The organism is Paenibacillus sp. FSL H7-0942, from assembly GCF_045040715.1.
Lineage (GTDB): Bacteria > Bacillota > Bacilli > Paenibacillales > Paenibacillaceae > Paenibacillus > Paenibacillus amylolyticus.
Map to the genome: position 1 here is coordinate 569,888 of NZ_CP150279.1, position 22,093 is coordinate 591,980.

General features: G+C 48.0%; 15 protein-coding genes. 11 read left to right on the forward strand and 4 right to left on the reverse strand.

Features of this window, described 5'->3' with window-relative positions:
• Positions 1 to 128: 128 nt before the first annotated feature.
• Complete coding sequence (locus tag MHI48_RS02680; protein ID WP_051447037.1) at positions 129 to 989, reverse strand: AraC family transcriptional regulator; 861 nt, start codon at positions 987 to 989, stop codon at positions 129 to 131.
• A gap of 235 nt (positions 990 to 1,224) precedes the next feature.
• Between MHI48_RS02680 and MHI48_RS02685 the strand changes: the two genes are divergently transcribed.
• From MHI48_RS02685 to MHI48_RS02710, 6 genes are all read left to right on the forward strand, one after another.
• On the forward strand, positions 1,225 to 2,280 hold the full coding sequence (locus MHI48_RS02685; protein ID WP_338707649.1) for a lactonase family protein: 1,056 nt from the start codon (positions 1,225 to 1,227) through the stop codon (positions 2,278 to 2,280).
• A 367-nt stretch (positions 2,281 to 2,647) separates the two neighbouring features.
• Complete coding sequence (locus MHI48_RS02690) at positions 2,648 to 4,525, forward strand: rhamnogalacturonan lyase (protein WP_405142924.1); 1,878 nt, start codon at positions 2,648 to 2,650, stop codon at positions 4,523 to 4,525.
• Between the two features lie 483 nt (positions 4,526 to 5,008).
• Positions 5,009 to 6,088: a sulfate ABC transporter substrate-binding protein gene (locus tag MHI48_RS02695; protein WP_100528621.1), complete on the forward strand. Its 1,080-nt coding sequence runs from the start codon at positions 5,009 to 5,011 to the stop codon at positions 6,086 to 6,088.
• 87 nt (positions 6,089 to 6,175) lie between these two features.
• Positions 6,176 to 7,012 carry a sulfate ABC transporter permease subunit CysT gene (gene cysT, locus MHI48_RS02700; RefSeq protein ID WP_036672173.1) on the forward strand — a complete coding sequence of 279 codons (837 nt, stop codon included), beginning with the start codon at positions 6,176 to 6,178 and terminating at the stop codon, positions 7,010 to 7,012.
• Positions 7,013 to 7,079: 67 nt separating this feature from the next.
• Positions 7,080 to 7,955, forward strand: coding sequence for a sulfate ABC transporter permease subunit CysW (gene cysW, locus MHI48_RS02705; RefSeq protein WP_076329677.1), 876 nt, complete (start codon positions 7,080 to 7,082; stop codon positions 7,953 to 7,955).
• A 156-nt stretch (positions 7,956 to 8,111) separates the two neighbouring features.
• On the forward strand, positions 8,112 to 8,351 hold the full coding sequence (locus MHI48_RS02710) for a YezD family protein (RefSeq protein WP_036607453.1): 240 nt from the start codon (positions 8,112 to 8,114) through the stop codon (positions 8,349 to 8,351).
• Positions 8,352 to 8,449: 98 nt separating this feature from the next.
• Here MHI48_RS02710 and MHI48_RS02715 read toward each other — a convergent pair whose 3' ends face one another.
• Positions 8,450 to 9,988 carry an extracellular solute-binding protein gene (locus MHI48_RS02715; RefSeq protein WP_405142926.1) on the reverse strand — a complete coding sequence of 513 codons (1,539 nt, stop codon included), beginning with the start codon at positions 9,986 to 9,988 and terminating at the stop codon, positions 8,450 to 8,452.
• A 353-nt stretch (positions 9,989 to 10,341) separates the two neighbouring features.
• Positions 10,342 to 12,663, reverse strand: coding sequence for a helix-turn-helix domain-containing protein (locus MHI48_RS02720; RefSeq protein WP_340031757.1), 2,322 nt, complete (start codon positions 12,661 to 12,663; stop codon positions 10,342 to 10,344).
• A 364-nt stretch (positions 12,664 to 13,027) separates the two neighbouring features.
• Between MHI48_RS02720 and MHI48_RS02725 the strand changes: the two genes are divergently transcribed.
• Positions 13,028 to 15,739, forward strand: a complete 2,712-nt coding sequence (locus MHI48_RS02725; RefSeq protein WP_340032982.1) for an S-layer homology domain-containing protein — start codon at positions 13,028 to 13,030, stop codon at positions 15,737 to 15,739.
• Between the two features lie 978 nt (positions 15,740 to 16,717).
• On the opposite strand, the gene MHI48_RS02730 is transcribed toward MHI48_RS02725, so the two are convergent.
• Positions 16,718 to 17,605: a hypothetical protein gene (locus tag MHI48_RS02730; protein WP_340031758.1), complete on the reverse strand. Its 888-nt coding sequence runs from the start codon at positions 17,603 to 17,605 to the stop codon at positions 16,718 to 16,720.
• A gap of 180 nt (positions 17,606 to 17,785) precedes the next feature.
• On the opposite strand from MHI48_RS02730, the gene MHI48_RS02735 reads away from it, so the two are divergent.
• From MHI48_RS02735 to MHI48_RS02750, 4 genes are all read left to right on the forward strand, one after another.
• The gene (locus MHI48_RS02735) at positions 17,786 to 18,604 is read left to right on the forward strand and encodes an imm11 family protein (protein WP_036672166.1); all 819 of its coding nucleotides are present in this window, start codon (positions 17,786 to 17,788) and stop codon (positions 18,602 to 18,604) included.
• Between the two features lie 28 nt (positions 18,605 to 18,632).
• A complete protein-coding gene (locus MHI48_RS02740) occupies positions 18,633 to 19,061 on the forward strand; it encodes a GNAT family N-acetyltransferase (protein ID WP_036672164.1) in 429 nt (142 codons plus the stop codon).
• 318 nt (positions 19,062 to 19,379) lie between these two features.
• Complete coding sequence (locus MHI48_RS02745; RefSeq protein ID WP_036607440.1) at positions 19,380 to 20,012, forward strand: NAD(P)-dependent oxidoreductase; 633 nt, start codon at positions 19,380 to 19,382, stop codon at positions 20,010 to 20,012.
• Between the two features lie 202 nt (positions 20,013 to 20,214).
• On the forward strand, positions 20,215 to 21,894 hold the full coding sequence (locus MHI48_RS02750; RefSeq protein WP_405142930.1) for an NAD(P)H-hydrate dehydratase: 1,680 nt from the start codon (positions 20,215 to 20,217) through the stop codon (positions 21,892 to 21,894).
• Positions 21,895 to 22,093: the final 199 nt, after the last annotated feature.

Consider the following 22,093-nt stretch of genomic DNA (forward strand, 5'->3'; position numbering starts at 1 on the left):
TTTTCTAGGGATGATCCCTTTATATAAAAGTTATTTGCCCTATAGACGACCCTTCTGTTCAAAAGGTTGCTGGAATTTTCCAACTGAATTCATAATCATTCAGATAGGGCTAAGTGAAGGCACTGCCTCTAACCTTTGGATTTATTTCGATAATCCGTGGGTGAACGTCCCATCATTTTGCTGAACAGACGGGAGAAGTAGTACGGGTCCTTGAATCCAAGCTCGGAACTGATCTGCTTCACGGTCCAATCGGTAAAATCCAGATAGCGGCAGGAATGCTGAATCTTCAGCCGCAGAAAGTAATCGATGGGCGAATGCCCCGTAGCTTGCTTGAATAACTGAGAGTAATGAGGGACAGACAACCGCGCGTGAGCCGCCAGTTCCTTGAGGGTGATTCCATTCTCCAGGTGCTCCAACATATATTGGACGGATTGTTCGGCCGCACGTTTGCTGCTCACGATCCCACCATCTGTTCCTGTCGTCTCCGGTCCATAAGCGAGCATGCCCAGCATATAGCCAATAATCTGGGAGGCATACGTCATCGTCTGCATGGAGTAACCCGTCTCAAGTGCGCCGTAACATTCATGGAACAGCTCAAGCCATTTTTGAGCCTTGGCCGGTGGCATGGTAGTAATATGATGAGTTAACAAGGGTTCTATGTAGGATAAAGCGTGTTCCCCGCGCAGATGAATCCAGAAGATGCTCCATGGTTCAGCTGCGTTGGCTCCGTACACATGAGGGACATGTGCAGGTAATATAACGAGGTTTCCCGGGCTGACATCATATGTCTTGCTGCCATCCATCGTATACCAGCCTGTGCCTTGGACACAGTACATCAGAATGTGTGATTCACAACCATTGGGACGGTCACGGTAATGATGCTCTGCTTCGTGAAAGTAACCGATATCGGTAACATATAATCCGGACGTGACCGGATAAGCTGCGGTTTCTTGCAGCAGGGAGTCCGGAAGCACAATGAGTTTTTGCATACGAAATCCGTCAGATTTACGCTGTAGGGGTGGTCTGTTGTTAGGTCTCATACTTTGTATTATGGTGAGAGGCGATAAGGGAGTCAATGACAGATATGAGAGCGCTCACCGGAGGTGTTCTCGATTTAGAAAGCCACGTTACAGGAAGTGAAGCAGTTGCCCGTGAATTGGGTAAGTACATACCAGTGGGAAGAATCAGAACAGTGAATATACAGGAAAAGGGAGAGATTTAGATATGGAACCAGTCAAAACACAGGAAACGCTTTTCTATACAGGTACGTATGCTTCAGCGGATGAACCCGGAATATTCCTATGTGCGTTGAATGCGGATACAGGAGAGATGCGAATCGTCAATCACATGGATGGTGTGGATAATCCGTCTTATCTGGCGCTAAGCCCGGATGGAAACTGTCTGTATGTGGCGAGTGAAACGGACGAGGGAGAGGTGTTGGTCTATCGGAGAGATGCGGCAACAAGTGAGCTGCACCTGATGGATCGAAAACAGACCAGAGGGGCTTCTCCATGTTATGTGTCTATCTCCAAGGATGGTCAGTGGGTGTTCTCATCCAACTATAGTAGCGGCAGTGTCAATGTATTCCCGGTTGGCGATCAGGGGACGCTTGGTGAGATGAGTGCATGGGTGGAGCACACGGGAAGTGGAATCAACGAAGAACGCCAGGAAGGGCCGCATGCACACTCCATTCAACCCGATCCGTCCGGGCAGTATGCTGTCGTATGTGACCTCGGTCTGGATCAGATCATTGTGTATCGGTTGGAAGATGGACGTCTGGTTACCCATCGTGAGATGGATCAACCACCAGGCGCAGGGCCAAGGCATCTTGTGTTCCATCCCAACTCGAAGTGGGCTTATGTGATCAACGAATTGGACAATACGGTTACGGCATTCCTGTACGATGAGCGCAGAGGGGAGTTCACTACGGTGCAGCACATTTCCACACTTCCAGAAGGGCATAAAGGAGAGGGTACGGCTGCAGACATCCGTGTATCTCCATGTGGACGTTTCCTGTATGCATCCAATCGGGGAGATGACAGCATCGTACTTTATCATATTGATCAGGAGAGCGGTAAGTTGGAAGCTGTAGAGTGGACGTCCACGATTGGGCAGACACCGCGTAACTTTAATATTTTGCCAGGTGGGATTCTGGTCGTGGCGAATCAGGACAGCAATAACCTCGTAGGTTTCCAGATCAGTGAAGAAGACGGACGTCTGACGCATAACGGGTTCAAGCTAGAACTGCCTCGTCCGGTATGTATTGCGCCTGTGGTATAAAAGTTGTAATACGGTGAAGTAAACGTGGAATATTACATCTAAAAAGTGGTCTATAAGCTGTAAAATCATGGAGAAACACATGGTTTTACAGCTTTTTTAGGCTTTTTATGCGAACATGGGAATCGTCCCATATCCGTGAGTCAGTTGATTGCGACTCCAGTCGACTGAAGCAATTCGAAGAATGGGCAACGGCTAACCGAAGGAGAAATCCTTTGGCATTTTTCATATGCCAACCATCCAATTACTAAATTAGACCTATAGATGGAATTATATGTTTAATTTAAAATGAATATATTAAAGCGCTTACATAAAAGATGGCGCTACAAGGGCATCGGGCTTACCAAACCAATTGGGGAGGCAATTGTTTATGGGGAATCGATCATCATTGTGGAAGCGCACATTACGTACAGTAGGAGTATCGTTGTTGAGTTCCGCGTTACTGATTACTTCGCTTGGCCTTGGCAACACGTCGGTAACACATGCAGCGGGTCCAAGGCAGATGGAATATCTGGATCGCGGTGTGGTGGCTGTGAAGACCGGGACAGGTGTGTTTATCAGTTGGCGGCTTCTGGGAACGGAAGGATCGAATGTATCGTTTAACGTATATCGGGATGGAACCAAGGTGAACGCATCGCCCATAACAAACAGCACCAACCTTCAGGATGCAAGCGGGACGAGCAGTTCCAAATATACGGTTCGCGCTGTCGTCAGTGGAACGGAGCAAGCTGCTTCAGCGGCTGCAAGCGTATGGGGCAATAACTATCTATCTGTACCGCTCAGTGTACCTGCAGGTGGGACAACGCCCGATGGAGTAGCCTACACCTACAGTGCCAACGATGCCAGTGCAGGTGACCTGGATGGTGATGGTGAGTATGAATTGATTGTGAAGTGGGACCCTTCCAACTCTAAGGATAACTCCCAGAGTGGTTATACCGGGGAAGTGTTTATCGATGCCTACAAATTAAACGGGACACGCCTGTGGCGAATTAGTCTGGGCAAAAATATCCGTGCGGGTGCTCACTACACCCAGTTCATGGTGTACGATCTCGACGGTGATGGCAAAGCCGAAGTTGCGATGAAAACAGCCGATGGCACCAAGGATGGCACTGGCGTGGTCATCGGGGATGCAAGCAAGGATTACCGCAATTCCAGCGGTTATGTGTTGTCTGGTCCCGAATTCCTGACGGTTTTCAATGGACAGACTGGCAAAGCACTCTCCACGGTGAACTACGAACCGGCTCGTGGCAATGTATCCAGTTGGGGAGATAACTACGGCAATCGGGTGGACCGATTCCTTGCCGCCATTGCTTATCTGGATGGAGAGCGCCCAAGTTTGGTCATGGCGCGTGGGTACTACACCCGCACAGTGCTCGTGGCTTATAACTGGCGGAATGGACAGCTGACCAAACAATGGACATTTGATTCCAATACCTCCGGTAACTCGGGTTATGCCGGGCAGGGCAATCATAATCTGAGTGTGGCGGACGTAGACGGAGATGGGAAAGACGAGATCGTTTATGGTGCCATGGCAGTGGATGATAACGGCAAAGGATTGTACACAACAGGACTTCATCATGGCGATGCCATGCATTTGAGTGACCTCGACCCGGACCGCCCTGGACTTGAGGTATTTCAGGTTCATGAGACGCCATCCAATGCTGGAGTGGAGTTCCGGGATGCAGGTACAGGCCAGTTAATCTGGGGAGTCAAAACAACAAAGGATATTGGACGCGGCATGGCGGCAGATATTGATCCAAGATATAAAGGCGCTGAAGTATGGGCAGACGGCAGTCTGTATACAGCCAAAGGGCAGAAACTCGGGACAACCCTGCCGTCCTCCACGAATTTTGGTATCTGGTGGGATGGGGATCTGCTCCGTGAACTGCTGGACAGCAACCGAATCGATAAGTGGAACTATGCTAACAGCACAACGATGAACCTGCTCACCGCTTCCGGCGTATCTTCCAATAACGGAACCAAGTCTACGCCGAATCTGCAGGCCGATCTGTTCGGGGACTGGAGAGAGGAAGTGGTGTGGCGGACGAATGACAGTTCAGCGCTGCGGATCTATACCACAACAGCAGTTACGGACAAACGCATCTATACGCTGATGCATGATCCAGTGTACCGTCTTGGTGTCGCTTGGCAAAATGTAGCCTACAATCAACCGCCACACACCGGTTTTTATCTGGGAGAAGGCATGAGCACACCACAGGTACCGAATATCCGGTATGCGGGCAGATGAGGAATGGACAAGGTGTGGCCGTCCAATTCCGTTTATGTTTACAATAGCCAGCGAAGCATGGGATTCGCTGAAGGGAACAACGGACGCTGGTTCGTTGTTCCTCTTTTTTTTGCCAATAGCCCAGAAATACGGTAAAAATCGGAAAAAACGTTTGACAGGTATATAGACTGCCTTTATTATACGTATATAACTTACTAAACAGGTAGGAATAATAAAAATGGATCTGTTTTCATTGTGAAAACGGTCATTTTACAGACAGATGCAACCATGCAACCTGAACAGAATAACGTTCTCACCGTATAGACGGAGGAACACCGCAGCGCATCCTTTTCAGATGGAGCATGCACGGCCTTAAGCCGGCATGACTTTATGGGGAGAAGTGCGCGGGGGTTCCTCCGTCTTCTTGTTTTTTTTACGGGGCGTTCGATCCTGTTCAGCCGGCCTGAGGTAGTCATGCAGATCTATATCGGGGGAGTGTTATTCATGAAAAAGAGAGTTCACAAGGGTATTTTGGTTGGTCTGGCACTGGTGTTAACAGGGGTACTGGCAGCATGCGGATCGGATAGCGGCGGGTCCAGTGCGGCAGGAACATCGGGGGGAGCGGAAGGCGGCAAGGAAGGGGCCAAGGCCATCGAGCTGCTGAATGTTTCCTATGATCCAACGCGGGAACTCTATGAGCAATATAACAAAGCGTTTGCGGCGCATTGGTTGAAAGAGAAAGGCCAGGAAGTAACCATCAAGCAGTCCCATGGGGGCTCGGGCAAACAGAGTCGTTCTGTTATTGACGGACTGGATGCAGACGTGGTGACGCTGGCATTGGGATACGATATTGATGCGATTGAAGATAAAGGTCTGATTAACGAGGGTTGGCAGGACAAATACGAGCATAACAGCTCTCCATATACCTCTACGATTGTATTCCTTGTGCGTAAGGGTAATCCAAAAGGCATCAAGGACTGGGATGATCTGATCAAAGGGGATACCCAAGTCATCACCCCGAATCCCAAAACGTCCGGCGGGGCGCGCTGGAACTATCTGGCGGCATGGGGATATGCCCTTAAGCATAATAACAATGATGAAGAGAAGGCGAAGGAATTCGTTGGTGAATTGTTCAAACATGCGCCTGTGCTGGATTCGGGTGCTCGCGGATCTACAACGACGTTTGTTGAACGTGGCATTGGTGATGTGCTGCTTGCCTGGGAGAATGAAGCTTTTTTATCGGTAAAAGAGCTGGGTCCGGACAAATTCGACATTGTCGTGCCTTCGGTTAGTATCTTGGCAGAGCCGCCCGTTGCGATTGTGGACAAAAATGCAGACAAAAAAGGAAGCCGCGACGTGGCGGATGCCTATCTGAAATATTTGTACAGTGAAGAAGGACAGACGATTGCTGCTGAAAATTATTACCGCCCAACGCTGGACAGCGTGGAGGAAAAATTCAAAGATCAGTTCCCGGCACTTGAGCTGTTCACGTTGAAAGATGTATTTGGCACATGGCGGGATACTCAGGCCAAACATTTTAATGACGGTGGTATCTTCGACCAGATCTATGTTCCAGGCAGCTAAGGTTGCTCTGTTCAATGAACACCCGATCAATCGCGCTGTGAGCGGCCAACCAGCCTTACCGGCTGAAGGCAGAGAGGATGAACGTGCATGAGCAAGGTGGTTGTGGCGCGGAGACGCACATTGCCGGGATTTGGATTAACGATGGGTTACAGTGTGTTCTACCTGAGCCTGGTTGTACTTATTCCACTGGCTGCGCTGTTATTTAACTCAACAGGACTGACGTGGGCAACCATGATTGAGGTTGCGACCAATCCCAGGGTACTGGCTTCCTTCCAGGTCAGTTTCTTGACCGCAGGTGCAGCGGCGCTGATTGATCTCGTGCTGGGACTACTTCTGGCATGGGTGCTTGTTCGGTATGAATTCCCGGGCAAAAGGTTGTTTGATGCGGTCATTGATCTGCCTTTTGCCTTGCCGACAGCGGTAGCAGGGGTTGCTCTTACGGCGATCTATGCCGGCAATGGCTGGATTGGGCAGTTTGTAGAGCCTTTGGGCATCAAGCTCGCCTATTCACAGGCAGGGATTACGCTGGCGCTGATGTTTATCGGAATTCCGTTTGTAGTTCGCACGGTGCAACCGGTGTTGGAGGAGCTGGAGTCTGAGGTGGAAGAGGCGGCTGCCACACTGGGGGCAGGAAGATGGCGGATATTCCGTACGATTCTGCTGCCAGATCTGATCCCACCGCTGCTGACGGGTTTTGCTCTGGCTTTTGCCCGGGGCATTGGCGAATATGGCTCGGTTGTATTTATCTCAGGCAATATGCCGATGAAAACGGAGATTGCCCCCTTGCTGATCATGGCCAAGCTGGAGCAGTTCGATTATGCAGGCGCTACAGCTGTAGCTTTGCTGCTACTTCTAGTTTCTTTCATCCTGCTGCTGATTATTAATTCCTTGCAGCGTTGGAGCAGAAAGGCGGGCAGAGCATGACAATGAAGCATGGTGGAGTAAGGATATTAAAAGACGTCACTCACCCAAACCAAAGGAGGTGCAGCATATGGCGGGTTCTGTTCCACTGAGCCCTGTTCCACCCGTTAAGACCAGCCGTGGAACTAACCGTGCAACAACGGAAGCTCCCTGGGTCAAATGGTTGTTGATTGGACTGGCAAGCCTGGTACTCATATGGCTGCTTATTTTGCCACTGGCCATTGTGCTCATGGAGGCGTTGAAGCAGGGCTGGGGTGTGTACATCGCGGCTCTTACCGAGCCGGATGCCATGTCTGCATTGAAACTCACGTTATTAGTTGCGGCGATTACCGTACCGCTGAATACGATATTTGGTGTGGCTGCTGCATGGGTCATTACCAAGTTCCAATTCAAGGGCAAGGGACTCATGATCACCCTGATTGATCTTCCCTTTTCCATCTCGCCTGTGGTGGGCGGGTTGATCTTTGTATTGGTCTTTGGTTCAAATGGGTGGTTTGGGCCGTGGCTGTCCGAACATGATATCAAAATCATTTTTGCGCTGCCAGGCATTGTCATTGCAACGTTGTTTATTACCTTCCCCTTTGTAGCCAGGGAGTTGATTCCATTAATGGAGGACCAGGGAACCCGGGAAGAGGAAGCGGCGGTTACGCTGGGTGCTTCCGGGTGGCGAATCTTCTGGAGTGTAACCTTGCCCAACATCAAATGGGGACTGCTGTACGGTATTATTCTGTGTAATGCCCGCGCTATGGGCGAGTTCGGAGCCGTATCTGTGGTGTCCGGGCATATCCGCGGGGAGACCAATACGTTACCACTTCATGTCGAGATTTTGTATAACGAATATCAATTCTCGGCTTCATTTGCCGTAGCTTCCCTGCTCCTGATTCTGGCTCTTGCCACGTTGCTACTCAAGAGCTGGCTTGGACACAAAGCCGTTTCAGAAAAGTGATGATGAGAAGAAGAAAATACAGATTGACAGCTACTGGAAGCCCTGCTAATGTATAAACCAAGTATATAGGTTGGATAAGAATGATTTATAAATCCGTTGGATGACAGCGTACTTAGGAATATGGCGGGCAATAGCCCGAGAAGAGGAGGCGGCTCTATGGCTAAGCCGTTAAAAGTGGATGAGGTATGGTTGGACCGAATTGCCGGACAGCTGAATGACATGGAGTTTGGTTCATTGCATATCGTGGTGCACGAAGGTCAGATTGTGCAGATGGAGCGGACCGAACGTAAGCGTTTTGAAAACACGCCCTCAGGCAGCGCCTCCAAATCCGGAAGCACGGCACGAAGCAGTTCAGCCCGTTCACTACGCGGATCAAATGCGAGTGCGAAGGGATAGAGAGTGACGTGGCGTCAGGAATCTAGGATTGGTGCATAGGAACACAAATGTATACTTTCCAGAAACTCATGGGAAATGCATGTTCCAGATCTTCCTACCTATTGTGCACGACTTGTCTCCATATGCTCCGTATACCAATGATTCGCTTCAAGCAGTACCTGTTGCCCACCTGCATCCATGAATTCTTCCACAAAGGTATCGAAATACCCCACAGGCTGATCGCCAGTGATGATGGAGATGTACGCTCTGTCTCTCATGCGAATCAATTCAGATGAATATTGAATCAGGGCAGGGGTTGCAACCTCCAGGCGATTATAGATACCATTCTCCGTCAACCCTGCAGATGCAGCCCACTGTTCACGTTTGTCCGAGGGTGTACCTGGAACCGTCATCCCGATACTTGAGCCGATCATATTAATATAATTCTCCATTCTATTGTATGGGTAAAGTAAATGGAACGAGTTTGAATCTTCAACGCTCCAATTCCAGTGTTTTCCTGGAAGGCCATACTCCATTTTGATCTGCTCCTCCGGATCGGGGTTGGCACTTACATAATCGAGTATCTCCAAAATTTTCTCCAGTTTTCCCGGCTCCTTTGCAGCCTCAGCACCTATAGCAATAAAATTCATCAGCAGATTGTTCCCTTTTGAACCGCTACGTCCATCTGGACCAATAACGGGAGAACCAAATACAACCTCTGCAGTTGCGTTCTTCTTTAGTAGCTCATTCACATTAAACGAGGCTCCCACCGGAGTTTCCTCGCCATTTTCATTCAGGACACTGTAATCCCCCTCTTGATTCCAATGATAGTAGTTGCCCATTGAGGTCATCCCAATTTTTCCATTAATAAAAGCATGGGATAGATGTTTATAACCGCCTTTGTTTTCACCGGTTATGAACTCAGGGTCGATAATCCCGTCCCGATACCATTTTTGCATATAAGTCAGGGCTTTTTTCATCTCCGGCTCCAAAGCACCGATCACAAGTTGGTTGTTTTTTTCATTAAAATACAGTTGCTCGGTGAAAACGGACTGTCCAAAGGCGCCAAACACGACATTTAAGCCCTCTCTGGATAGGCCATACGTATCTTGTTTACCATTTCCGTCTGGATCATCTTTGGCAAAGGCATACATAACCGTTTCAAATTCATCTAATGTCTTTGGCACCTCCAGACCAAGCTGCTTAAGCCAGTCCTCTCGGTATACAACAGGGGTTCGATAGATGTTGGTCTGATTAATGGCCGGAATTCCATATAAGCCACCGTTTATTTTTCCATACTCTAGGTAATGTGAATCATAATCACGAATTCGCTGTACGATATTTGGCGCATATTGTTCAAGGACTTCCGGGGAGATTTCCGCTAAGACCCCTTGCATTTGATACTTAAGCAGATCATGCGGTTGTCTGATTCGGAACAGATCGGGTATTTTCCCTTGAGCAAGCTCCAGGTCCAGCAGTTCCTCGTACCGCTTGTTCTCAAGATTCCACACCTCCAGATCGACATCAAACCTATCCTCAATATATGCAATCATTTCCGCGTCCTCGGGAACAGGGATATTTTGATGCATAGTCCAGGATATCGTATACTGCGGTGTTGTACTCTTCTCAGCGCTTGCTAGATGGTCCTGCTGTTGCACTTGTGCTGTTTCTCTCCCTAAAAAGGTACACCCACTTGTAAATACGAGAAGGAGGAGCATTGCGGAATATAGACATAACTTTCTTGAAAGGTTAAGGTTCATAGCAGCTCCTTTCCTGATTTCAAATTCTATATAGGTTTAATCAAAGAATATTTACACGGACACTCCGATGACAGAACAACCTTCCGATCGCTGTTATTCCCAGATTTCTTTTGATTCCTTCTCTAAAGGAAGAAATCCGGGAATAGCGTATGCTTCCGAAGTAGCTTTCTTTCAGAAAGCTTTTAGGCGAACGCTTCGCTTCTTCAGGTTCTTTCTGTCCTCTCCGTTTTTGTGTAAATGTTAAATTGACCCTATATAGATCCCTGCTCCATTAGATTGCGCATGAAGTTTTTTGGTGTACAGCCGTGAATTTCTTTGAATTTTTTAATGAAATAGGCAGGGGTACGGTAACCGACCGTACTTGCGACCTGCTCAACCGTAATTTCGCGTTGTGTCATGAGTTCCCGTGCGCGTTCCATTCTCTGATTCGTAACATATTCGGAATAAACAATCCCGGTTTCTTCCTTGAAAAGTTTACTCAGATATTTAGGGCTGATGAATACTTGCTCTGAGACATGATCCAGCGTGAGATCGCCCGATAAGTGCTCGTGAATATAGGCTTTGACAGCCGAGATGGTATCCACACTTCGTACCTCACTTCGCTTCTCCATCTGCATCACAAATTCGGTCACGAGATGAATCATCCATTCCGAATAGCGGTTGATATTGTAGAACAATGAAAATTGTTTGTACATATTCAATGAACTCGCCTCGGCAGGTTGCAGGCGCATCTGATTAATACACTCAGCGTAAATAGATACCGTTTTTAATAAGATGATCCGACTGTATTCGGCGGAATAGGGGCCTTCCTTTATTGACGCGACCAATTCCTGAATGGCCTGAACCGTACCTTGCACATCCCGAGTCTGCAATTTCTTTTCAAAGTTTACGAGGTATGACTCCGGGATCTCCAAACTGCTGGCTTCCCTGTTCAGAAGATCAAGATCCTGAATGGCAGACTGCTCGGGAAAAAAGTAGCTGTATCGAATCAGAGTATTCGCCTGATGATAGCTTGTGTGAATCTTCGTGAAGTGTTCTACCCATCCGCCTAACGATAGTACAAATTCCAGACCAAATTTGCTGCTCGCCTCAGCGTGAATAAAGTCTACAATGTGATCAGAGAGCGGTTTTTCGGGTTGGTTGGTACAGATGATTACGGCTATTTTGTGATCCTGCAATTCTTCTGCCAGCAGTTGAGTTCCATCCATTTCTGCAATCTCCAGTTGCTGGATCATCGTATACAACGTATGCTGCAACTGTCGTGGCTGCAGATCCTTCCACTTCTCATTGACAGGGTCAATGACGATGCAACGGAAGCGAGAGTAGTCCATTGAAATGTGAACAGATTGGAGCTGTTCCGTAAGTTCCTCGGGTGTAAATCGATTATTTAACATATTGAGCATGATACTATGCTTAATCATTCTGTGATTGGCCTGTAAGGTTTCTTCAAGACTATCAACTTTATTGGACAGACTGTTAAACGTTGTATCGATGAACCGATATTCGTCCTGCTTTAAGCTGGTTGGGCTATCCATCCGGCTCTTGATGTTATTCAGGATTCGTTTAAGAGGACTATAGTTGGCCCTGGTAAAGATGGACGACATCGCTATCCCAACCGCAACAGCCAATAAACCGAGAAAAACCGAAATCTCCTTCAAGCTATCCAATTTAGAATAAAAGCTTTCATTAGGTGTGGTTGTGTAGATTCTCCATGCATTTCCTTTAAATTGATCTTGGGTAACGACATGAGAGTCATAGTTAAATACAGGTGTGAAGCTCGCATCTGAAGAATGAAAGGTTAGCAGCGACTGCGTCAGATTCTCCTCCGTGGAGCTGCCTATCAACGTTTTGTCCGCGGCAGATATGACAGTTCCATCCTGATCGATGATTAATGTATTCGCATAGTCAGCAGGGAGCATATTTTTAATGATCTGACTGATCGCTGATTCTTTGATATCAATCGCAATCATGGCCTTACTGTCTTGTCCAGACGATTGAAACGGGTAACTATGGACATAGGAAATTAGAGGACTCATCTTGCCTTGTTCCCGTGATTCGATATAAGCATCCTGAGGCACCATGCGAGTCTTCATCCATAAGGAGCTTTCTGGAGTCTCTTTCATCGCAGTAATCCAATCCGTCGTATGATCCACACTCGAAGGCGTGTCCTCATAGAGCAATAGCCCATATACAGATGAGACGATGAAGTGGTTCTTCGTATCGTACACATGAATAGCTTCAATGAGATCGGAGTAATTTTGCACCATATTTTTGAGGGACTGTTCGATGTCCAGGATTTTGCTATGGTTTCCTTTTAAGCTATCTAAATCGATACTAGCGGCGTTACCGAGTGCCAGGGACAGATAGACCTGATTCACCTTCTGGATAACGGAGCTCTCAATAGTATTGACAGTGCTTTTCAGTGACAGCTGATTATTGATTCGAATCTCTTTGCTGTATTGATGGGAGAAGAAGAGGTATAGAATGGAGCCGAAAAGAAGCGCAATGACAAGAACAACAGCAAGGTAGGAAAGAACCATCTTGGATCTCACAGACTGAAATGGCTTATGCATTCTTTTTCCCCCTTCATTTCTCGTTTCTAAACAACTTCATCATTATATAGCAGGCCGAGGACTAGAAATCATGTTGATCGAAATTTAACAAACTCCCACTCCATAATTTACTTTCAGTTAATAAAGCGTTTACAAAAGTAGGTATTTTAATTGATAAATGTAGTATCTAACTCCATTTTTCTTGGCATATAAGCTCCGGAACGTACGATTTTGATATAAAACGGAATTTGTTCTATAGATGCGAAACGCTCCCTAATGCTACAGTAACGGCAGATCAGACATCTGTATAGAGTCTTTCTTACTCATTTGCAGATGCAGAAGCAAAAAAATAATTTACCATAACGGGAGCGTGTATTTGCAAGCCATGAGAAAACCACTTAAAAAGTCACTGGCATTACTTCTAATGTTGTCTATGGTAGGTCCGACATTTGCAGAGAAGAGTTTTGCAGCCGATCAGAAGATTCAGTTCTCTGATATTAAGGGACACTGGGCGGAAGCAAATATTCAAGCGTGGGGTGATGAAGGATTAATTCGAGGTTACCTGGATCATTCATTTAAACCGAATACGTATATTACAAGAGCAGAATTTATGAATTTGGTAAACGGTGCCTTTGGATATTCCGGACAAGCTAAAATTACCTTTAATGATGTGTCTGAGAGTGCATGGTATTACGAAGCAATTTCTATTGCAAATGCGAATGGATATATAGATGGATACACCGATGGCACAATGAAGCCGCAAGATCCGATCACCCGTCAAGAAGCAGCTAAAGTGATTGCTGGCATTTTGAATCTGGAGTTAAATGAAACAGCAGCGAATGTATTTAGCGATTCATCGTCTATAGCGGCGTGGAGCAAGGGAGCTGTAGGTGGAGCGGCAGCAGCGAAAATTATCTCTGGTTATGCAGATGGAAGCTTCAAACCGCTTAATTCCATTACTCGTGCCGAAGCAGTGTCTGCGCTCGTTAAGGCTGTGGAAACAGATGCTACTACAGCTGCCAAACCAGCTAAGCCAAAGGGAACGGCAACTGTGCTGAATGTTAATCCCCCAGCAGATGAAGCTCGGTTGTCCGCCGTGAAGCACGGAGCCAATGCCGGAGACGACACCTTGAAAAATATTGCGGAAACCAATCCGTTTATTGATATTTTGGACGGTTTTGATCAAGTATGGTCCATGAACCTAGCGGATTGGAGAGATGGAACAGCGGCAACTAAAATTGGAGCTGACGGGAAAAATGCAAAGTATGGAGATGGACCGACTCCATATTATGACGGCTTTAAGAATGATCCAACCGTAGCTGTTGCTGATCAGAAAACATATGCAAATGAAGAGATCCGAAACAAAGCAACTTGGGAAGCCAATATCAAATATGTAGAAAAGGTCACGCAAAATCGCACAGGTGAAGAGACATTGGCAGCCTATTATGATGACCAAAGAGATAAGATCTATAGCGTGATGGAGGGCTTTGGTCCGTTGGCTAACACGTATGTAGATATCATCAAGCCAAAGACAAACGTTGAACGAACGGTGGACGAGATGAATGTGGTATTGACCGAAGAAACAGTGGAAGATGAAAGCCAAGGCATTGGAGATTGGGAAGCAAAGACGGAACTTGCAGACTTGGTTCATTTAGTTGATCTGGTTCGATTCAAAATTCCTGCCTCATCTAATCCCTCTAAATATTTCTACTCTTCCCCTAGACCGTGGAGAATGAATTCCAATGGAGAAGTGAAAGAAGTTGTTGACAGCAAAGGACTGCCTGTATGGGAAACCTTGGGCGAAGGTGAGAAAAAAGAAGTACCTTTGGCTTCAGGCGGCACCAAATCAACAGGAGAAAAACATTACCAGCAATACGAAACTAACGTTAAACTTATTCCTGCGTTAACTTATGTCAAACGAATCGCTGAGGATGGAAGAGGGAAAGATGGCGCATTTCCGAGCGGACATACCAGTGCAGCTTACTTATCCGTATTTCCTTTGGCATACGCTACACCAGAACGATTCACTGAATTGTTAACGAGAGCAGCTCAGTTGGGCGAGAATCGAATCGTAACGGGGATGCACTCACCGCTTGATGTTATCGGAGGAAGAATACAATCCACAGCCATGGCTGCATATGCACTTAATCAGGCTGAGAATAAAGATGTGTTAGAGAAAGGTTATAAGAATGCAGGAGAAGTATTTGGAGCTGCAGCCAAGGAAAAAAATATGAGTCTGTATGAGTATGCACATACCGTAACAGAGGATTACACGTTCAAGAGTGCTTACGATGAACACAAATGGGAAGATCATGATGCCAATAAAGCCTTCTATAGAGAAAAGATGACTTACGGTCTACCACAAACCGGAACCAAAGGTTTGGCTCCAGTTGTACCGCAAGGAGCAGAAGCCCTGTTAGAAACACGTCAACCGTATTTAACAGATGAGCAACGCAGACAAGTATTGTATACAACATCCATTGACTCTGGATATCCTGTACTGGATGAATCCAAGGGCTGGGGTAGAATTGATCTGGTCACGGCTGCGGATGGCTACGGCGCATTCTTGAACAATGTAACTGTGGATATGGACGCTTCCAAAGGGCGCTTCAATGCAGAAGATTGGTGGAGAAATGATATCACCGGTAGTGGAATGCTTACGAAAAAAGGAACAGGCACCCTTACATTGACAGGGAAAAATAGCTACACTGGCGGAACATTGCTGCAAGCAGGAACGTTGGTAGCTGAATCTGCAACGGCTTTTGGTACAGGTGATCTGTATGTAGAAAATGGAACAGTTGTCGTTGATGTCGACGGAGCACTCAACTTAGATAGAAACTTTACCATGGATAACGGTACGTTGGAATTGGTAGTGACTGACAACAACAGTCAACTGAATGTCGGCAGAAAGCTCTATATTGATGGAGGAAGTTTCAAACTCGACTTGTCCAACTATAAGATTGAAGGTTCCAAAGATATTACGTTAATCACGGCTAATGGAATTACAGGTGAATTCGACAGTGTAACTGCCGAAGGTTATGACGTGACTGTCACGTACGAAAAGGGCCGCGTCATTGCACATGTTGTAGCCAAATAAGTGAAGTAATTATGCATGATACAAAGTGAACTAAAGAATGTCACACATGCGACTTCGATGACAGAATAACTTTCCGATCACTGTTATCCCAGATTTTTTCCTTCTTCAAAGGAAAAAATCCGGGGATAAGCATATGCTTTCGATGGAGCTTTCTTTCAGAAAGCCTTTAGGCGTAGTGAATGCTTTCGAAGTAGTATTCTTACAGAAAACTTGTAGCTTCGCTTCTTCACGTTATTTCTGTCCTCTCCGTTTTTGTGTAATTATTAAAGTTCTTTTTATATCGTTCAATTCTTCGCAAGAAAAGATTATAGAAAAGGGCTGAAACTACAATGTAGTTTCAGCCCTTTTCGCGTACAGTTACGTTGGGATATAGGGGATGTTTTCAACACGTCCTGAAAGCCGAACTGTATCTGAACGTGTCCGGAGTAGGCAAGCGCTAAATACTAAATGTAAGAGCAAGCAATTAGGACTTCGCAAAAGCGATTTTCCTATTTTCCTCTACCAATGAGAATTTTCGCTTCGTACGAGAGAGAAACGAGGTTTCCTCTCAGTCGCGCTTGGAACAGAGCATGAACAGGGGTTGAGCGCTAACGAATATGAGGCGTCTTATTCAAGGGTTTGAAGCACCCGCAGAAATCTAAGGAATCTGAGACACGTTATATCGAAATGTACGGCGTTTTAGAGCGTTTTTATCGAGCGATTTTGGGAAATAACGTGTCTGAGGTTTTTTACAATTTTGAAAGAGGCTGTAGAGGCCAAATAAGACGTCCTGAGTTCCTTAGAAAATAGATTGGCTACTCAATAGGATCAGCCAGACGGGAGCTCGATAATTTTGGGACACTGACATCCATCATCGTATAGCATGCCGAGTAAGGAGACACGACCTGATCGGTGAAAATCCAGCCGAGGGAGGGCCAAGTCTCGTATCATCGATGTGGGTATCTAAGTTTAATCATACGGAAGCGGCTGAATCGTAGGTTATTCGTCGGTGTTGGTACCAGATGTACGACGTGTATTTCCTTCCAGTTCCGTAGAGACTTGCTTCGTTGGTTCCAGATCCGTATGTCCTGCGTAGGGGCGCTCACTTCGAGAGCGTGTCCCAGTCAACCCGAAACCCGAAGTGAATATAATCAGCTGTAATCCAAGGGCGTAGGGCGCAGCAATAGGTCCAATCAGATGGAGCAACGAGCATAGCGCGATCAGCAAGGAGAGCATTTTGGTTACTGTACTTGACCTATCCCGGCGTGGGCTGGCCCAGAGCAGGTAACCATATATTATGGTGATCATCAGGGAAATTGCGCGAATCCATGGCAAGATGCTGTCCCATGAGTCCACAGGCACGTCCAACATCCGCTGACGAAATACCAGATCTATAACCAGAAACCCTGTAGCCGCCAGTGCGGCTGGTTCGGCTACAGGCCGAAGGATGGTCCAGACCGCTGTGCCCCAATGATCTGCATGAGTCTCCCGGCTGAGTTCATCCGATAATACGGTGCATTCCCGTTCCAGTGCTCTGTGCATCAGTCCGATTCTGGCAGGGTCATGATCCTTAATACAGTCACGGATCTGGTCCTGTAGCTGAGGAGATAGGTAAGATGCAGCTTTGCAGGCTAACATTGCTGTTATCAGATCGTCATGTTCGTGTTCCGATCGTTCATAATTCCGATTTTCCTGGATGGTAAGTTGTCCCAAGAGGGCTGTACTTATGTATAATGTATCTCGTATCCTTCTCATTCGCCTTTCGTGGCTGCGGCGAACTTCAGTGGCAGACCATATGTATATCCCCAGAAGCAAAGCCATGACTCCAAACAGCACAGCCACAGCGCCTGGGCGCGATGTTAGATCTTCAATCCAACGTTGAAACACACTTGTTCCTCCTTTGCACCAACTTCACGTATCATGAAACACGCTTCACGTAAGCTTTCTCTCACTATTACACAGGAAGTAGATGAATTCAAGCAGAATTCATATGTTAAAGTCATGATACTTAGAGTAGCTCAGTGACACAGATGTAATTATAATAGAAAGATTTTAAGGTGGGGAGAAATGAAATTTTATAGGTTTAATCATGATACGAAAACGAAGGTCCTAGCTTCAGTGGAAGATGATCATCATCCAATTAATAGTGATTTCCACGGTCAATCTAAAATAAAAGGATGGACAACAATAGGTTTAGAAACCCTTTATAAAAAATCATACAAGGATTTTCCGAATTACCATATCGGTAAACCTGTGTTCTCAAAAAGAGTTAAAGAGATGATGGAGAAAGAGAGTTTATTAACAAGCGAAGTAGAATTTTTGCCCATAACGAATGATAATATGGAATTGTTCATACTAAATGTTACTAATATATTGGACTGTGTTGATTATCATCGTTCTGATATTGGTAGATTCAAAGATGGGTCTTGGGCACGGTTTAACAAGCTTGTATTCGATCCTGCCAAAATACCGGAAGGAACGTGTATGTTCAAGATTAAGGAAACTCCTGGTGTTCAGGTTTTTGTTACAGAAAAGTTTAAAGAATGGATTGAAGAGCGTAAGCTCAAAGGGCTTAACTTTTCCGTGATATATGATTCTGACCTTACAAATGAAATGGAAGAAGAGCAGCAACGGGGATATGATGCAGCTCTTGAAGAAATTGAACGAAATAAAGGAGAAGAGTATTCCTATGATGATGCCCGTGAACTTGTAGATCAGGGAGAAACCATGGCTAGCGGTCTGTGGAGGATTCGGCTGGATTATCAAGGGAGGTTATGGCTAGGTCAGTTGCTTCAAGATCTGTCTTACCAGTGGATTATGCCTGTATATATCCCGCCGGTTTTGCTGTTGAAGTCTTGGCATGTGGTTGACAGAATAAAAGAATAATTTATTTTGTTGGAGAGGGGCACAATTCATGGATCATGTGAATATTGAACACACACCACCCGCAGCATTGGAGTATCTTGCCCTGCGGCAGATCGCGGGTCTTAGTCCAATGAGCAGGGAAGGGGCGGAGATTGGACTACCGAATAGTCTGTTTGCCGTATGTCTGCGTGAAGAGGATATGTTGGTAGGTATGGGGCGAGTGATTGGAGATGGCGGTTGCTTCTTTCAGGTCGTTGACATTGCCGTACACCCGGATGTTCAGGGAATGGGTTATGGAAAGCTGATCATGAGCGAGATTATGAATTATCTGCGTGACGTTGTGCCTGCTCGCGGTTTGGTCAGTCTGCTGGCGGATGTTCCGGCTGATCGTCTGTATGCTCAATTTGGATTTGAATATACCAGCCCAAAATCGGAGGGCATGTGGTGGAGGCAGGGAGAAGAAGGGCCGACTGCCTAGCGGAATGAAAACTGAATTTTGATGCGAGACTACACTTCATATGATTATGAAATCATCTCCGTATAGCCGCATTAGCGGCTTTTTTACATGAACCGTATTGCTTGATGGGGAGGAGAGGGGATGCTTCTGAATGGCGGTGTTTCCTTCGATCACGCAGTGAAGATTGTTTTTCTACATATAAGCTGTAAGAGATAGGTTTACAAGATGTCACATCCGGTTTAAGATGGCGTGAGCCGTTTAAGGTATATAACAATAGGATTAAGTATTAAAATAACGGTAAGTTGATGAAATGATATCTACAGAAAAGAGGGAATTCATATGAAAGTAGCCATTTTTGGAGCAACCGGAGCGATTGGCAAGATGATACTGTGGGAGCTGATGGATCGTGGGCATGAAGTGACAGCGGTGGTGCGTGACCCTTCGAAGGTTGAGATGGTTCATGAGCGTTTGCGTGTAGAACAGGGAGATCTGCTTAACCCGGATCAGGTGGCTGATTTTGCAGCGGGTCAAGAAGTGGTTGTGAGTGCATATGGACCGAAGTTCGGTGGAGAAGAAGAGATGCTGGAAGTGACACGTTCGTTGATCGAGGGTGTGCGCCGGGCAAAAGCAGGGCGTCTGGTTGTAGTTGGTGGAGCGGGAAGTTTGCTAACCGATTCCGGTGATATGCTGATGGATACGCCGGGATTCCCGGAAGAAGTCAAACCACTGGCAAAAGCACATGCAGAAGCATATGACCTGATTGAAGCATCAGGTATTCACTGGACCTACATGAGCCCTGCTGCGACAATCACAACAGGACGTCGTACAGGCCAGTTCCGGGTTGGCATGAACCGTGTGATTACGGATGATATCGGGGAAAGCTCGATTTCCGTTGGCGATTTTGCAGCGGCTTTGGTGGACGAACTGGACGATCCGCAATTTATCCAAGCACGGTTTACGGTAGGTTATTAAGAGTAGACAGGCTTTGGAATGGATGATTTAATCTGAAGGTCTCGTACACGGATCGATAGAGCTTCCAATGATGCATGAAGCGCATCATGGTAACTATATGAGGTAAAGGGAAAGATAGCGATACACATACAGGATACAGCGTTTAGGTGCGATGTTGTTGCTTATAGGTATGAGATGAGCTTGTCACGGGGAGGGATGAACGTTGTTTATCGTAACCGCTGAACAGATGAAAGCTGTGGACGAGTATACCATTCATCAGCTCGGTATTCCGGCAGCAAGTCTAATGGAGAATGCAGGCCGCGCCATAGCCGAGGAAGTCATCAAGCTGTGCCGGGAAGGGCAGGCAGAAGGCCGGCTTGTGGATTCAGGGCAGCTTGGCTATAGCAGCCAGACCGATGCGAGGCGGGCACACACCGGGCCCGGCGATCGGCAAGGTTATGGTGGCGACATCATCGCCGATCCGGCGCTGGTGATGGAGCGCCCGGGAGATCAGCAGTGGTACATGCTGATCGGCAAGGGCAATAATGGCGGCGATGGGCTGGTGGCCGCGCGCCATTTGGTTGAAGCAGGGCTTGGCGTGACATTAGTCTACGCCGATGCCCCTGATGCACTGCGGGGCGAAGCCGCAGTGCAACGGGATGCCGCCGCGAAGCTTGGCATCCCTGCTCTTGTCCACGGGCGCGAAGCCGTGGACTTCAGCCGGTGCACAGGCATCGTGGATGCGCTGCTGGGCACCGGCTCGCGGGGAGCGCCGCGCGGAGCTTACGCGGCGCTGATTGAGGCGGCGAACGACAGCGGCAAGCCGGTCGTGTCCGCCGATGTGCCAAGCGGGCTGGACGCCGACACCGGAGAGGTGTACAAGCCCTGCATTCAAGCCCGGGTGACCGTATGTCTCGCGCTGCTTAAGCGCGGGCTGGTGCAGTACCCGGGTGCTTCTGCTGCGGGGCGCATTGTGGTGCGCGCCATCGGCATTCCCGCGCGACTTGCGCCAGAGCATGGCCCCTCGGTCCGTCTGCTGACGGACGAGGTGCTGCGCGGTGCGCTGCGCGTGGATACAGGCCGTCTACGGGCACCGGACGGCCACAAGGGCACCTACGGCCACGTACTGTTGGCCGCAGGAAGTCTGCCGATGAGCGGCGCTGGCCTGCTCTCGGCCAAGGCCGCGCTGCGCGCAGGCTGCGGGCTCGCCACATGGGCGCTGCCCGCGGCATTGCTGCCGCATGTCATCGGCACCGTGCCCGAGCTCATGCTTGCTGCCGCCTCCGATGGCGACAGCGGCGAATGGAACGCGGCTTCCGCCGACGCCGTGCTGCGTCTCGCGGAGAGCCGCGACGTGCTCGCGACCGGCCCCGGCCTCGGCCGCTTCAAGGGCGACACAGACTGGCTGTGCCGTCTGTGGCAACATACGGATCGTCCGCTCGTCATAGACGCGGACGCCCTCAACATGCTGGCAGACGCTGGCCCACATGGGCCTCGCGACTGGGGCCAGCGAAGTGCGGCGACAATTCTGACGCCGCACCCTGGCGAGATGGGCCGACTGCTGGGCATGTCGACCCCAGAGGTGCAGCGTGACCGCATTGGGCACGCTGCAAAATACGCCCGCGAGCAGGGCGTGACCCTTGTGCTCAAAGGAGCACGAACGGTCATCGCAACGCCGTCCGGCGAGGCGTACATCAACACCACCGGGCACGCCGGCATGGCGACTGGCGGTGCCGGAGACGTATTGACCGGCATCATCGCCGGTCTGCTTGCCCAAGGGCTCAGCGCGGAGCAAGCCGCCGCGTTCGGCGTATATCTCCACGGACAGGCCGCTGAACGTGCAGCACTGCTGCGCGGTGACCCATCATCCCTGCTGGCCGGAGACATCATCGACGCACTGTGAGGATAGGGCAGGTGTGGGACTAGCTTATGGTTTTGGGTTACTGTCTATGACTAATCATTTCTAAACTGCAAGTGATCCAACGAACTAGCGCACCAGCGCATTAAAAGTAGATGAGTGCACGATGTCCATTGCTCAGTGCTCACTACCCAATTCCCAGTGCCCTAGCTATGATGAACGTAACCGCAAAAAATAGCCCTCC